Below are 15,444 nucleotides of genomic sequence, written 5' to 3'. Positions count from 1 at the left end.
CGAGCTTTTGGTGATCTAGTCATAATGTGAGGAACTGATGATGCTTGGATATGGCTTACTGAGACAGAATAAAGCGTTTGCTGAGTAATGCTAATCCAGCGCGTCCATACATCTGTCGTTTCAACATCTTTAATCGATTATTCAATCCTTCCACTGGACCATTACTCACGCTTAACATCATGCTTGCCTTAACAGCTGCAAAGTCATCAAAAAGACCTGATGCAAGTGATTGAAAGGGCTGCAATGAACTTTTGAGAGCCTTAGTCAACCAAGCTGCAAACGCCTCACCTTGTCGCTGGCGTAGCAGTCGTAAAAACTCCTCTGCTAACTCTACTGCCATTGCTAAGTCTGGGTGCTGTGCTACTAGCTGCCCCAACAGTTCGATGTCTTCGCACGCTCGATTCTCCTGGCGCTTCACAACTAAATAGCTGGCTCGACGAGCCGTCAAAGGCGGAGACTGCTCGTCAATCACTTTGGTTAGGCTTTGAGCAGAATGCCCAGGTTTTGCAAGCAGCCCCTGAGCCTGACGCAGTTGACTAATGTAGCGAGTCACAGTCCGCTCGCTGCCACTGTATCCCTGCTGTTGCAGCAAGCTCACCAGCAGTTTAGGCTGCCGGATGCCCCCATTCCACCACTCTAAAAGAAGCTGCTTGTGAGAGTCAAGTACACTTCTGCCAAAGGATTTGCGCCGAGGCAGTGTTGCTGGTAAGTTTGGCCGCGTCAGGTAACGATGTATCGTCCGAACACTAACCCCAAGGGCTTGGGCAATAGCGATTTGAGACCATTGTTGCTGGTGGAGTTTCTTTACCTGCTGCTGTTGCTCCACCCTTCGCTCATAAGCAGTCTGGGTCTGGGCTTGAGCCGTTACGGTTGCCGTTGGTTTAGCCTTGACAATCGCTGGCTTCGGTGCAGTGACATTGGGGCGCTGCCGTTGCTCAATGGCTTTGAGTTCAGCACTATAGCTGCTAAATACTTTTTCCAAGGTTTCAACTAAGTTTTGCACTAGATGAAATCGGTCAGCCACTTGCAAAGCATCCGGTGCGCCTTGGTTTATCCCACTTCGATAGACCTTAGAACGGTCGCGCGACACAACTTCCACCCCAGGATGGTGCAATAACCACTGTGCCAACGTTTCGGCTTTGCGATCTGCCAGTAGAGCTATCGGTTGATGCTGCTCTAGATCCACCAAGATAGTGCCATATTGCCGTCCCTTACGAAAAGCAAAATCATCCACCCCCAGCAGTTTTGTCACCTCCAATTGTGGTAAGGGTAACTGTTTGAGGTGGTTCAACAGGGTACTTCCACAAGCTTGAATGCCCAGTTGGTGCGCCAGACGTGTCCCGGCGGCACCTCCTAAAGCTAAACCAATGCTCTGCAACCAATGCACCAAGCGAACGGTCTTTCTTGCCCAAGGAGCAGCGACTCCCCCAATCCGCTCGGTGAAAATACGACGGACACAAGCGCAATTATCGCAAAAGAACTTACAGACTTGGAGTGCTAAGGTCAAACTGAAGCTCACACAAGGAATGTCTGCTAGTGTTCGTTTATAACGGCTATGGATGCGCTGCGTTGACGTAGCGCAGAGTGGGCATTGGGCTGATATCTGGGTTGAGGATACGTTCAAAGTAATCAGATAGTTATCCGTGTCGATTTCACAGTCTTCTAAACGGAGCAGGTTGCAATCAGGAAGTAGGTATTGGAAGAATTGCACAGTCATAAGCTTTAAAGGTGTCTTATCCTCCTAGAATTATCCAGCTTTATGACTAGATCACCAAAAGCTCGGAAGAACCGTAACTTTACCATCATGACGACGAGCAATTTGCTCTACGGCGCTAGAAGCATGAATCGGTACTACTACAGTGCCTCTAGGATGAGCCGTCAAAATTGTATTTACCATTAGCGCTGTGAGCAATTCACCCCTGATTGGCATCCCCGACTCGTCCACCAAAATTAATTGTTCGCCATTTGCCGACACTTGCACCCCAAAACTAGCTTTTAAGACTTCTACCACCTGACCTAATTGAGTCAGTAATTGCTCCTTTTCTACTGGAGAAACCGCCGAAGGTTTGAGACTGGCATTTAGCACTACCGCATCGCAGCCAAATTTAGCTAGTAGTTGCGGTAATATTGCCCCAGAAACAGAGTAAGTATAGTCAATAATTACCTTTGAGTTACTGTGACGAATTGCTTCCACATTCAAATTTTTCTCGAAAGCCGTGCAGTAAGTGTCAATCATCTGAATTGGATAAGTTACATTACCAATTTCATGAATTTGTACCCGCCGCAAGTCTTCTTTGAAGTAAGAGCCTTCAATTTTCTTTTCTTTGGATTTAGAAATATTAATGCCCTTGCGATCGATAAATTCAATTAAGATCGAATCTGGGCGATCGGGATGCAAGCGCACGTGAATACCTCCAGCTACCGAAAGCTTAGAGACTACCGTTCGCGCCATTGGTAAAGCCGTCGCATCTAAGTTTTGGATATTCACGCCCACAGACATTAAACCCGCAATCAGACTTCGCGTTACCATCCGAGACATACTACGCTGGTCGCGCGATACGGTAACTTGGCTACCAGGCTTTAAGGTCGAACCGTAAGCTGCACCTAACTTGACCGCAAATTCTGGCGTAATATCAATATTTGCCAGTCCCTGTACCCCACGCTGACCGAATAAATTACGCTGGGCGGTGTGACCCCAAATTAAATTAATATTTAAAGTTGCCCCCGATTCTATTTGTTTGCTGGGCCAAACACGCACTCCAGGGCTAATTAAAGCTTCTTCTCCCACCGTAGACAACGAACCAACTACAGCACCCTCCAACACCTGAGCGCGGCGGTCTACGCGCGTACCACGAGCGATGACACAAGCTCGTAAGTTAACTTCTTCTCCAATGGTTGCCCCATTCCAAATAATCGGACGCTTAAGATTAGCATCAGCGCTAATTGTGACATTATCGCCAATTACTGTTCCAGCTTCAATTTGGACTCTAGCTCCAATTCGGCAGTTATCACCAATCAAACAGGGAGTGGAAATTTTTGCACTAGGATCGATAAAAGTATTTTGCCCAACCCAGAGATTCGGGGATTGCTCCTCGTAAGCATAATCAAGTTTTACTTTTCGCTGCAAGCCGTCATACTGACTCTCTCTGTAAGCTTCTAGGTGTCCGACATCGCACCAGTAGCCTTGAGCAATATATCCGTACATTGGCTCATCGCTTTCTAATAGCCGGGGAAATAAATCTTTAGAAAAGTCACACTCTTGATTTGTCGGTAAATAATCCAAGACTGACGGTTCTAATATGTAAGTGCCAGTATTAACAGTGTCCGAAAAAATTTCGCTTGTAGAAGGTTTTTCTAAAAAACGGCGAATCCGGTAGTCTTCATCGGTAATTACTACCCCAAACTCAATTGGATTGGGGACGCGAGTTAATATTAAGGTTGCTTTTGATTTTTTGCGTTTGTGAAATTCAATCGCGGCGGTAAGGTCAAAATCTGTAATGCTATCACCGCTAATTACTAAAAAAGTTCGATCTAAAAAATCAGCAATGTTTTTTACGCAACCCGCCGTCCCCAATGGTTGATCTTCTTCAACGGCGTAAGTCATCTGTACGCCAAAATCGCTACCATCGCCAAAGTAATCTCGAAATACATCAGGTAAATAATACAGCGTCGCAATTACTTCGTTAATTTGATGTCGTTTGAGGAGATTAATAATATGTTCGGCAATTGGGCGATTCAAAATCGGCACCATCGGTTTAGGAAAGTCACAAGTCAACGGTCTTAGCCGCGTCCCCGATCCTCCAGCCATCAATACTGCACGCATAACTTCTCCTTGAGGTGTGGGCAATTCGTCTTTAGACTTAAAGCTGACGAAATCGCACTTTACTAATAATTAATCTATTTTCTGATTTTTCTTGGCTTTTAAGATACTCCCACAAGACACATCCAGGGGAGCAAACTAAAATCAAGTTTTTGGAAGCGCTCATCTACACTGGTAGTACCAGCAATTACTTGTGCCTAGTATACTCAAGCGATCGCTGATAACCTATTTAGGGAGTAACACAATCTCCGAAATGTATAATTATCTAATTGGCAGATTCAATTTCTATTTTGTCATTCGCTCAAGAGGTTGAATAAAATGGGTGGTCTTATTACTTTTGGTTTGATATTGGTTTATGGTGGTGGCGTGTGGAAGTTTTGGAACGGTTTTAGGCGCACAAGTTTCAACGGTGCTTTCACCAATAAGTTGCGTTTAGCAATACTTTGGCCTTTTCTGTTAGCGTACAGCAAATCTTATCGCCAGAATTTTAGAAAAGCGCTTAAAGGCTAAAAAGTATTGCCATTAATAGATTATACCCGCCGTCTATGGCTAATTGGCGGTACGACTGAAAGTGCCGCCATTGCCGCAGAACTTTCTTATCACAGTCATATTTCTTGTGTAGTTTCTGTAACTACGGTTTGGGCGCAAAATCTTTATCCCCCTAGTCCTAATCTCCAAGTCTGGGTAGGACGTTTAGATTCTCAACAGTTAGAGGCGTTTCTTTGCCAACAAAAAATCACGGCGGTTTTAGATGCGTCTCACCCTTATGCTACAGAAATTTCCCAAAGGGCGATTTCTATTACTCAAAAGCTACAAATTCCCTATCTACGTTACGAAAGACCTGCTATAGATGACGCTTCAGTAATAAATGTAGATAGTTTTAATACGCTACTATCGGGTGATTATTTGCACTCTCATCGCGTGCTATTAACTGTCGGCTATCGCACATTACCGCTATTTCAATCTTGGCAAGAAAAATCTACTTTATTTGCGCGAATTTTACCTAGTGCGATCGCACTAGAAACTGCTTTAAATTCTGGCTTCCCTAATAGTCGCCTCATCTGTTTGCGTCCCCCTATTTCCCTGGAATTAGAGCGCAGTCTGTGGCAGCAATGGCAGATTTCTTTAGTGGTTTCTAAAGCTTCTGGAGCGGCGGGTGGTGAAGCTGTCAAGCGCCTTGTAGCCCAACAATTAAATATTCCATTAATTGTAGTTGCTAGACCTGTGATTTCTTATCCTCAGCAAACTAGCGACTTGGCAACCGCGTTAGAGTTTATCCAAATTCATTGTTAAGTTTTATCTAAAAAATTTTGGTTATTTTAACAATTTTTAGCTTTTTATTGACAATGTTTAAAGTATAATTAAATAATGGAAATATCAGAATTTTTTTTATTAAAGTTTGACTTTCCATTATAAAATAAATTTTATCAAAAAATCAAGCAAATTTCAAGTAATTTAACAACAAAATTTTTTAATTTTTCTTAACAAAAATAGATGCAAAACATCTCAAAGTAAAAAATGTGCTTGCTAAAAGTCGAGCAGATTTTAGCAGTATTTATGTTTTCAAGATATCCCGGCAACCAGTGAAATCGCCAAACTAATTCCTAAAGATAGAAGTGCGATCGCAAATCTAAGCCAAAATCTTTATAGAGGGTATATTAGGTAATCTGGGCATGGATATCAAAAATGGATTCATAGATACTGTAGGCAATACGCCATTAATTCGCTTAAATCGCTTCAGCGCTGAAACTGGCTGCGAAATTCTTGGTAAAGCCGAATTTTTGAATCCCGGCGGTTCTGTTAAAGACCGGGCGGCATTGTATATGATTCAAGAGGCGGAAGAAAAAGGCTTACTCAAACCCGGTGGTACGGTAGTGGAGGGAACCGCCGGAAATACAGGTATTGGACTTGCCCATATTTGCAACGCCAAGGGCTATAAATGCCTGATTGTAATTCCCGATACTCAGTCCCAAGAAAAAATTGAGGCATTAAAAACTCTAGGTGCTGAAGTACGAACCGTTCCCGCCGTACCCTACAAAGACCCTAACAACTACGTCCGACTTTCCGGTAGAATTGCCTCCGAAATGGAAAATGCTATTTGGGCAAATCAGTTTGATAATTTGGCAAATAGGCGATCGCATTACGAAACTACAGGTAAAGAAATTTGGGAACAAACCGACGGAAAAGTTGATATTTGGGTAGCAGCGACGGGAACTGGTGGGACGCTGGCGGGCGTTTCCATGTACCTTAAAGAAAAAAATCCAGCAATTAAAACCGTTTTAGCCGATCCTATGGGTAGCGGGCTGTATAGCTATGTCAAAACGGGCGAACCCCACGCCGAAGGTAGCTCTATTACCGAAGGTATTGGCAATAGTCGCATCACTGCTAATTTAATCAATGCTCTCATAGATGATGCAATTCAAATAGACGATGCTGAAGCCGTCCGCGTTGTTTACCGATTACTACAAGAAGAAGGGCTATTTCTGGGCGGCTCTACAGGGATCAATGTTGCCGCCGCCGTCCAATTAGCAAAACAGCTAGGAGATGGACATACAATCGTGACAATTTTGTGCGATAGCGGTACTCGCTACCAGTCGCGGTTGTTTAACCGAGATTGGTTAGCCCAAAAAGGACTTTTGCCCGATTAATGGCTTTAAAAGCCAGCCTAGTTATCCTATTCCCTCTCCTAAAAAAGAGGGTTATTTTAACTAAATAACAAATAAGTTTTACTTTTTGGAGCGTGTATTTTACCGATCTCAAAATTGGATAATTTTTAAAAACTATGTTTAGCTAATAACTGCGGGCTAAATTAAATATAGCCAAGCTAAAAGTAGAGCATACTTAGACTTTAATTAATCGATTATTAAATTAATTTAATAATATTTAGCTAAAAGCAAACATTTTTTGTTATTATTTACACTTGAGAAAGTTGGAGTTAACAAGTGCGATCGCAATGACCATTTACTTTTATAAGGTGAATGAACCCTACGGGTGCTTTTCCAACTTTTCCCCCCATAGTATTGAGCTACAGGGCGAGACTTGGCAAACCGTCGAGCATTATTATCAGGCGCAAAAGTTTATCGGCTCCCTAGACGAAAAACTCGCATCCATAATTAAAGCCGCCTCTACCCCAGAACAAGCCGCCGCCTTGGGGCGCGACTGTAGCCGTCAACTGCGCTCAAATTGGCAACAAGTCAAAACTCAAGTGATGCGACTTGCGGTATTGCAAAAGTTTTTGACTCATCAAGATATTCAAGCCATTTTGTTATCTACTGCCAACTTGATAATAGTAGAAAATTCACCGAATGACTATTATTGGGGTTGTGGAGAAGCCAAAACTGGCGATAACCATTTAGGCAAAATATTGATGAGCGTCCGGGAAGAAATTAAAAGTAAACTTTAATATCATTTCCTAGCTTTTATCAGCGTCAAAAGCTTAATCTATTAATTGAAGCTACAAAGCTTCCCTGGCAGATCCAACAGCTAAAGTCCACATATAAATTAAGAGGTAAAAAGCGCTGTTAAATTCTTATCTGTCTCGTCAATACACAGCAACACCCAACTTATTTAAAACTGATATTTCCTGAAGTGGTTATAATCGGGGGCGCTGCGACTGAAAGCAATATTACTGAGCTTAATAATACAGTAATTATTCAGTGCAACCCTAAGTAAAATCGCCTAAGATAGGAAATTCCTCGGCTAGTATCAAGTTGGGTGTTGTTGTATGAAAAATTTTACTACAACCCTAGGCTGAGTAAATATAATTAAAAAGCAGCCTTAAATAAAATCTGTGTTATGGCGATTATTGCCCTAAAAGCTTGGTATTTAAACAAGTATGAGCCGCTTCAAGAATTAGAAAAACGCCCCCACGATTTGAGGCTCAGTAAAAATAGCCTCCTCAAGTCGGCGCTAAGAGCAGATTTTTTAGAAGACAGCGCCGAAATTAAGCAGTCAGGATGGTTTCAACGCTACCTAGATGGAGAAGTAGTCGAATTTTATATTGAAGGTAGTGGCGGCTACACGATCGCCAATATCGATTTGAGCAGCCATGAAATTTATTTTATCAAGCAGACAACCATCGCTCAGATAGAGCCAACAATTTTTTTATGCAATCAAAACGAGTACCCACAGTCAAGTCAAATACTCAGAGCATCCCTAGTTAAGGTACTAGAAAACTTAAACAAGCGATCGCGTTTCCCCATAACTCTAGTGGAATCCTCACGTTCTGGTAATAGCCCCCTGCGACTTAGCAGCACTGCTACTCGCAAAATCCGTAAAAGCCTGTTATTTATCGCTGACGGTACGCCCCTAGCTCAAATTGATGGCACTACGCAGCTAATTTTAAGTCCGAGCGTGTGTGTCGAAATTGGGTATGCGGTGACTAGCAAACGTTCAGAACAAATCTTAATTGCTCAAATGTCGCGACAACTATTAGGGCAATATCCTTTTGAACTACCGAGTTACCAATCTTTGCCCTTTGAGGATAGCGCTGAACTAGATAAAGTATTGCCCCAGGTCATTGAAACGCAGTTGCAGCGATTCAACTTATTTTCTTAGCTACAAACAACCTATACTTGCTGTACTCCCTTAAATCTATAGATTTTAATAATTAGTAGAATTGCAATCATTAAAATTTGTACGATTTCTTGAAAATGGGTAATTTTGAAATGATTGTTGCAGCAATAAATTAAATATTTTGAATTGATGTTTAATTACAAATTTTATTTCTTTCGGGGGGAGTAAAAATATTGAATACAATTATTAGTTTATAACTATAATTAATAATTTATCTAAGCCTTAAAAAACATTTTTCTATGCAATATTTAATTTGCGTTAATTAACAAATAGCACTTAAGGTTTTAAATAGATCGACTACAGTATATTCACTGATATTAGCTAGAAGCAAAATAAAACTTGCCGTAGTTTTACGGGTTTCTCCTTGATAGTTGGCAAATTAATATGTTTGCTAAATGCGATCGCGCAATTTATTAGCAAAATGTCTAATACAACTATCAAGGAGCGACCTAATGGGGGCAAAAACCAATTACTACAAAGCTTTAGCCGCCGACTATTCAAAACCTGGATTAATTGAAGATCGAGTAAAAACGGTCTTTATTCAAGATGCGGAAAAATTTATGGCGATGAAAGAGGATACTTTGCCAGAAATTGGCGAATACACTCTTAAACAAATAGAGCAAGAAAATAAAGACTGGTGGCCAACTCATTGCGAAGCTTTAAGGCAAGGACGCGGCGATATTCTTACTGCGGAATATCGTGATGAATTAGTTTATCTCTGTCAAGACGGCCCTTATTACGGTTTAGAAAAACAAAAAATCCGTGAAAAACATTGGTGGGCGTTAATTGCTCAACCCGGCGTAACTATGTGTTGGCCAATTGTCATGTTTCACGGTGAAGTTACTTACTTTGAATGGAAGTGTGTAGACGACGAAACAAACGAAACTCTTGCTAAAGGTAATGTTACCTGGATACGGAGGGGACATAGAGGTGCTTGTTACTTAAAAACTGAGCAGTTAACTTTTTACCGCGATGTATTTGCTCCAGAACCACTTTTGCAATTAATTACAACTTAAGTTCAATAATTTTTTGGGGTTTAAAAATGTCCATTAAAGGTAAAATTGGTGTTTTGATTGAAGAACATTTCGATCAAACTGAATACCGCGAATTTAATAAATACTTTCCATCCCAAGGCTATGAAGTTGAATATATTTCGCATTTGTGGGGAAATCCTCAATTAACTTTTGGTGCTAATCCAGATAATGGCGAAGTTGAAGATCATGTAACTGTAACTACTGAAGTTAACGAAGTTAATCCAGAAGATTACAAAGGCATCATTGCAATTGGCGCTTATGCAATGGATCGTTTGAGATATCAAGTAACGGTTAAAAAAGGTCAAAAAAACCAAGCTCCAGCCGTTGTTTTTCTCCGCAAAGCTATGCAGACAAAAGGCTTAAAAGTAGGGACTATTTGTCATGGGTTATGGCTATTTTGTGCAGACTCTGACTTAATAAAAGGTCGTAAAGTTACTTGCGCTCACAATATTATTTGTGATGTCGAAAACGCCGGGAGTGAGGTTGTTTATGAGAATGATGGCACGGCAGAATTAGTAATTGACGGTGATTTAATCACTGCCAAACATCCGGGAGTTGTTGATATGTTTCTCCAATCATTTGTAGGAGAAATTGAAAAGCAATCCCAACAAACTTTAGTGAATATTGCTGGATAAATAGCCATAAATCTGGCTTAAAAATTGTGTTGTCTAGGGTGGAATATCAGCAAATTCAAGTAATTATCTTTTAGCAAAGAGAGACAAATAGATGAGTAATATTGAGTTTACATTTTCAGATGCGATCGCCGGGTACGTTACCTCTTTTAACCGGACAGAAAAAAGCTTTGGGATTAAAACCTCTGATGGCAAAGAGTTTCAAGCTTACCTAACCCCAACAGTTTACGCTCGAATTACCCACAATTTAGAAGAGCCTTACAACGATTGTACGGGGCGGTTGGCAGAACTACTAATTCCCGGTCAACACGTTTTTGCCTATGGAATCTTTTACCCCCAAGGTGGCGAACATAAGTTTGAAGTTAAATCGCTAGTTTTCCCTGGAGATGCACCCGAAAACTATCGCCATGAAGAACCCGACTGGTGGGTGAAGCAAATTCACTCCATTGCTGACTCCTATCTCAAATGGCAATTTAACTATCCAAACCAAGAAATTGATTACAGTAATTACCGGACTTACCTCAATTTAGCTGGGGAAAAAAAGCAAGATGACTATCTGCAAGAAACCGATACGATTTCTCGCTTAGTTTATGGTTTTGCTACTGCTTACATGATGACTGGGGAAGACCGATTTTTGGAAGCGGCGGAAAAAGGAACAGAATACCTGCGCGACCATATGCGGTTTTATGACCAAGATGAAGATATTGTTTACTGGTATCACGGCATTCAAGTTAAAGGCGATCGCGAATTAAAGTTATTATCTTCTGAACATGGCGATGCTTTTAGCGAAGACCGCGAATCGATCCCCATGTACGAGCAAGTTTACGCTCTAGCAGGGCCAGTACAGACTTATCGAATTACCGGAGATCCCCAGATTCTCAGCGATACCCAAAAAACTGTCAAACTGTTTAAAAACTTCTACCGCGACCCCGTACAAGGCGGCTATTTTTCCAGTATTGATCCCTTAACTTTAGACCCCCGTAGCGAGACATTGGGAGTCAATCGCGCCCGTAAAAACTGGAACTCCGTAGGAGATCATGCTCCGGCTTATTTGATCAATTTGTACTTAGCAACAGGTGAAGCCGAGTACGCAGAGATGTTAGAAGACACCTTCGATACTATTGCTAAATACTTCCCTGACTTTGAAAATAGTCCCTTTGTACAAGAGCGCTTTCACGAAGACTGGTCGCATGATAGTACCTGGGTAGGACAGCAAAACCGGGCGGTGGTTGGTCACAACCTGAAAATTGCTTGGAACTTGATGCGGATGCACTCGTTGAAACCTAAAGAGGAATACAAATCTTTAGCAACCAAAATAGCCGTACTAATGCCAGACCTTGCCAGCGATCGCCAACGGGGAGGTTGGTATGATGTATTGGAGCGCAAATTAGAGCCTGGGGAAGAACATTATCGCTTTGTCTACCACGATCGCAAAGCTTGGTGGCAGCAAGAGCAAGCTATCCTAGCCTATATGATTTTGCAAGGCGTTCTCAAATATCCCGAATCTCTGCGCCATAGTCGGGAAGTTACAGCTTTCTACAATGCCTATTTCTTAGACCATGACGACGGCGGGGTTTATTTCAACGTCCAAGCTAACGGCATTCCTTTTCTCACAGGTACAGAGCGTTTTAAGGGTAGCCACTCTATGAGCGGTTATCACTCCACCGAACTATGCTTTTTAGCGGCGGTTTACACCAATTTGCTAACGAATAAGCAGCCGATGGACTTCTTCTTTAAGCCGCAACCGGGAGGGTTTAAAGATAATATTTTGCGCGTTCAACCCGATATTTTGCCCCCTGGTAGCGTCAAAATTGCCAAGTGCGAAATCAACGGCGAACCTTACACCGATTTTGATGCGGAAGCGCTGACGGTAAAATTGCCCCAAACAACCGAAAGAGTCACCGTTAAAGTTCAAATTGCCCCAGTTTAGGGATTTGTGGGAGGTAGTGCTAGTTACTGCCTCCTAGTTAAAAAAATACTGGAAAACGATCACATATGACTTATAAAAATGCAGTTTTAGACGACCACGAACTCCAAGAGGCGTTAAAACAAATTAACCCCAAGTTTGGCGATTTTGTGACTAGAGTTGCTGGAGAAGCGTGGGGATTGCCGCTAATTGACCAAAAAACTAAAGCCTTAATTGCGATCGCGGTTGATGTAGTAATTCAAGACCAAATCGGTACAGGTAGCCCCTTTGCGGCTCATGTAGACATGGCAACTAAGCAAGGAGCAACCCGCGCCGAAATTGAAGAATTACTGTTATTTATGTGCGTTTATGCAGGTTTCAACAAAGTTGCTGGCTGTTTTAGTAGCCTCAACGAAATTTTAGATAACCAATAAGTCAATCTTTCAACCTCTAAACAGCTCAAATATGGAAATTAAAATCGCCACGATACCACTGCCAGAAGCCAACCCAGCAACCAACATCACCCTAGTTGAAATGAATGGGGAAGTAACCTATAACACCGCTCCGATGGTCGAAGATCAGCTACTACCTCTTGCTCAACCCCAGGTCAAACTCTTATTGGATATGACTAAAGTTCCTTATATGTCGAGTGCGGGACTGCGAATGATGTTGTCTTTGTATCGGCAAGTCACAAACCAAGAAGGGCAAATAGTTTTAGTTGGCTTAGTGGACGACATCAAAGACACGATGTCTATTACAGGTTTTTTAGACTACTTTATCAACTGCGATACCGTTGAAGCGGGAATTGCTGCCTTAAAGAATCAACCCCAAGTATTACCCACCTAGTAATTGTAAATTATCCCCATGACCCTAGGCAGAATTGATATTAGCCCCACTCACACCCACAACGGCTACAAGCTTAGACCCGGTAAACCCCTACCTTTTGGCGCTACTTTATTACCGGGAGGTGTAAATTTCTCGATTTATTCGCGCCATGCTAAGTCTTGTACATTAGTTTTATTCAAAAAACACGCCCTCGAACCTTTAGTAGAAATTCCTTTTCCTGATGCTTTTCGGATTGGCAACGTATTTAGCATGATTGTCTTCGATCTCAATTACGAAGATATCGAGTACGGCTACCGCATGGATGGAATTTTTGACCCCCCCGCAGGTTATTGGTTTGATTCTACCAAAATCCTCATGGATCCTTACGCCAAACTCATTGGCGGTAGAGATGTTTGGGGTAATACGCCAGATTGGAACGATAAATACCAACACCGCGCCCGCCTTGCTTTTGATGACTTTGATTGGGAAGATGACCGCCCTTTAGAAATTGAACCAGAAGATCAAATTATCTACGAAGCTCACGTCAGGAGTTTTACTCGTCATCCTTCCTCTGGAGTCAAGCATCCAGGGACTTATGCAGCTATCCGCGAAAAAATCCCCTACCTTAAAGAATTAGGCGTTAACTGTCTTGAATTACTGCCTATTTACGAATTCGATGAATTTGAAAATAGCCGCCCCAACCCCAAAACCGGGGAAATGTTATTTAATTACTGGGGTTATAGTACCGTCGGCTTTTTTGCTCCCAAAGCTGGCTATGCAGCTACAGGTAAGTTGGGAATGCAGGTTGACGAGTTAAAAACGCTAATTAAAGAACTACACAGAAACGGTATTGAAGTAATTTTAGATGTAGTTTTTAACCACACCGCCGAAGGTAACGAACGCGGCCCGACAATTTCCTTCCGGGGGATTGATAACCAAACTTACTATATGCTTACCCCCGATGGGTACTATTTCAACTTTAGCGGTACGGGCAATACCTTAAATTGCAATAACCCCATTGTGCGAAATATGGTGCTTGATTGTCTGCGCTTTTGGGCGGCGGAGTATCACGTTGACGGCTTCCGTTTTGACCTTGCGTCAATTTTGGGGCGAGATCCTTGGGGTGCGCCAATGGCAAATCCACCGCTTTTAGAATCTCTAGCTTTTGACCCCATCCTTGCTAAATGCAAACTAATTGCTGAAGCTTGGGATGCTGGCGGCTTATATCAAGTCGGCTCTTTTCCCGCCTTTGGACGCTGGGCAGAATGGAATGGTAAGTACCGCGATGGGATTCGCAAGTTTTTGAAAGGAGAACCGGGCTGTGTAGGCGATATGGCTCAACGTCTCCAAGGTTCTCCCGATTTGTATGCTTGGGCGGGTAGAGGGCCAGCGACATCGATTAATTTTATTACTTGTCATGATGGCTTTACTTTGGCGGATTTGGTGTCTTACAACGATAAGCACAATGAGGCAAATGGCGAAAACAATAACGATGGAGGTAATGATAACGATAGCTGGAATTGTGGCGCTGAAGGGTGGACAGAAAATACAGGAATAAATGCCTTACGTCAACGGCAGATGAAAAATGCTGTTGCTATGTTGATGGTTAGTCAAGGCGTACCCATGATTTTGATGGGAGATGAAGTTGGGCGCAGTCAGCAAGGTAATAACAATACCTATTGCCACGATAGCGAACTTAACTGGATCGATTGGACGCTATTAGAATCCAACAAGCATTTATTTCAATTCTTTGCCCACTGCAATGCTTTCCGCCAAGCTCACCCGGTACTAAGAAATCGCTTTCACTTCCAGAATCGAGACTATGTTGGTAGCGGTTACGCAGACATCACCTGGCACGGACAGCAAGCTTGGAGTGCTGATTGGTCAGAGTCTAGCCGCACCCTAGCTTTTATGCTTTGTGGCAAACACGCCAAAGAGGGAACGGTAGTTGATAACTACATCTATGTAGCGATGAATACCGATTATGTTGCTCATTGGTTTGAGTTGCCGGGATTGCCGGATTCTATGCAATGGCACGTTTTTGCTAATACAGGCTCTAACCCTGGGGAAGATAGCTGGATTCCAGGGACAGAACCGCGCTTAGATAATCAGTCTGGTTTACTACTAGGCGATCGCACGGTAGTTATTCTCGTTGGTAAATAATTTTACATCAAAGGAAAACAAAATTATGGCTTTTACTGCAACTCTAGAAATGGACAAAGATGTCGCTAAAATTACTTTAGTTGGCGAATTAGATGCAGGTTCAGCACTTTTATTTAAAACTGCGGTAGAACAAGCCGCCGCAAGTCAACCACAGAAACTTGTGCTGTTTATGCAAGACTTAGAATACATGGCTAGTGCTGGCTTGCGCGTCCTGATCTTTGCTAAACAAAAGATGGGTTCTGACGTTGATATTTATGTAGTTGCTCCTCAAGAGATGGTGCTAGATACTCTTACCAAAACTGGCTTTGCTGAAAGTGTATTTGTTGTTGAAGAATACGGAGTTGCTCAAGTTTAAAATACTTGTCTGCTAGTTGCAGTAGAGATAGAAAATAATTCTATAGCAATCCTAAATCAATTGCGAACGTTGTAGGGGTGTAATGCCTTACACCCCTACGGTTAATGTTTATGAATCAAATAGGATTGCTATAG

14 protein-coding genes are annotated in these 15,444 nt (G+C 42.3%); 12 read left to right on the top strand and 2 right to left on the bottom strand.

Going from position 1 to position 15,444, the window contains the following annotated elements:
- Positions 1-55: 55 nt before the first annotated feature.
- Positions 56-1,711: an ISL3 family transposase gene (locus tag SYN7509_RS0217130; protein WP_028954398.1), complete on the bottom strand. Its 1,656-nt coding sequence runs from the start codon at positions 1,709-1,711 to the stop codon at positions 56-58.
- Between the two features lie 57 nt (positions 1,712-1,768).
- Positions 1,769-3,823, bottom strand: coding sequence for a sugar phosphate nucleotidyltransferase (locus tag SYN7509_RS26250; protein WP_009631324.1), 2,055 nt, complete (start codon positions 3,821-3,823; stop codon positions 1,769-1,771).
- 315 nt (positions 3,824-4,138) lie between these two features.
- Between SYN7509_RS26250 and SYN7509_RS0217120 the strand changes: the two genes are divergently transcribed.
- The 12 genes from SYN7509_RS0217120 (at position 4,139) to SYN7509_RS0217065 (ending at position 15,310) form a co-directional block, all read left to right on the top strand.
- A complete protein-coding gene (locus tag SYN7509_RS0217120) occupies positions 4,139-4,330 on the top strand; it encodes a hypothetical protein (protein WP_009631323.1) in 192 nt (63 codons plus the stop codon).
- Between the two features lie 6 nt (positions 4,331-4,336).
- Positions 4,337-5,113: a cobalt-precorrin-6A reductase gene (locus SYN7509_RS0217115; RefSeq protein ID WP_009631322.1), complete on the top strand. Its 777-nt coding sequence runs from the start codon at positions 4,337-4,339 to the stop codon at positions 5,111-5,113.
- Between the two features lie 380 nt (positions 5,114-5,493).
- Positions 5,494-6,468, top strand: a complete 975-nt coding sequence (locus SYN7509_RS0217110; protein WP_009631321.1) for a cysteine synthase A — start codon at positions 5,494-5,496, stop codon at positions 6,466-6,468.
- Positions 6,469-6,773: 305 nt separating this feature from the next.
- Positions 6,774-7,223 (top strand): NADAR family protein, encoded by a 450-nt coding sequence (locus SYN7509_RS0217105; RefSeq protein WP_009631320.1) that lies wholly within the window; start codon positions 6,774-6,776, stop codon positions 7,221-7,223.
- A gap of 392 nt (positions 7,224-7,615) precedes the next feature.
- On the top strand, positions 7,616-8,377 hold the full coding sequence (locus SYN7509_RS0217100; RefSeq protein WP_009631319.1) for a hypothetical protein: 762 nt from the start codon (positions 7,616-7,618) through the stop codon (positions 8,375-8,377).
- 470 nt (positions 8,378-8,847) lie between these two features.
- The gene (locus SYN7509_RS0217095; protein WP_009631318.1) at positions 8,848-9,411 is read left to right on the top strand and encodes a hypothetical protein; all 564 of its coding nucleotides are present in this window, start codon (positions 8,848-8,850) and stop codon (positions 9,409-9,411) included.
- Between the two features lie 26 nt (positions 9,412-9,437).
- The gene (locus tag SYN7509_RS0217090) at positions 9,438-10,064 is read left to right on the top strand and encodes a DJ-1/PfpI family protein (RefSeq protein ID WP_009631317.1); all 627 of its coding nucleotides are present in this window, start codon (positions 9,438-9,440) and stop codon (positions 10,062-10,064) included.
- A 91-nt stretch (positions 10,065-10,155) separates the two neighbouring features.
- On the top strand, positions 10,156-11,991 hold the full coding sequence (locus SYN7509_RS0217085; RefSeq protein ID WP_009631316.1) for an AGE family epimerase/isomerase: 1,836 nt from the start codon (positions 10,156-10,158) through the stop codon (positions 11,989-11,991).
- A 65-nt stretch (positions 11,992-12,056) separates the two neighbouring features.
- Positions 12,057-12,401, top strand: coding sequence for a carboxymuconolactone decarboxylase family protein (locus SYN7509_RS0217080; protein ID WP_009631315.1), 345 nt, complete (start codon positions 12,057-12,059; stop codon positions 12,399-12,401).
- Positions 12,402-12,432: 31 nt separating this feature from the next.
- Positions 12,433-12,813, top strand: a complete 381-nt coding sequence (locus SYN7509_RS0217075) for an anti-sigma factor antagonist (RefSeq protein ID WP_009631314.1) — start codon at positions 12,433-12,435, stop codon at positions 12,811-12,813.
- A gap of 18 nt (positions 12,814-12,831) precedes the next feature.
- Entirely contained in the window at positions 12,832-14,955 is a 2,124-nt protein-coding gene (gene glgX, locus SYN7509_RS0217070) for a glycogen debranching protein GlgX (protein ID WP_009631313.1), read from the top strand.
- A gap of 25 nt (positions 14,956-14,980) precedes the next feature.
- Entirely contained in the window at positions 14,981-15,310 is a 330-nt protein-coding gene (locus SYN7509_RS0217065; RefSeq protein ID WP_009631312.1) for an anti-sigma factor antagonist, read from the top strand.
- Positions 15,311-15,444 lie beyond the last annotated feature (134 nt).

The organism is Synechocystis sp. PCC 7509, assembly GCF_000332075.2.
In the GTDB taxonomy this organism is placed as follows: Bacteria; Cyanobacteriota; Cyanobacteriia; order Cyanobacteriales; family Chroococcidiopsidaceae; genus Aliterella.
Note: the sequence above shows the minus strand (reverse complement) of the source record. Positions and strands in the feature narration are given on the sequence as shown.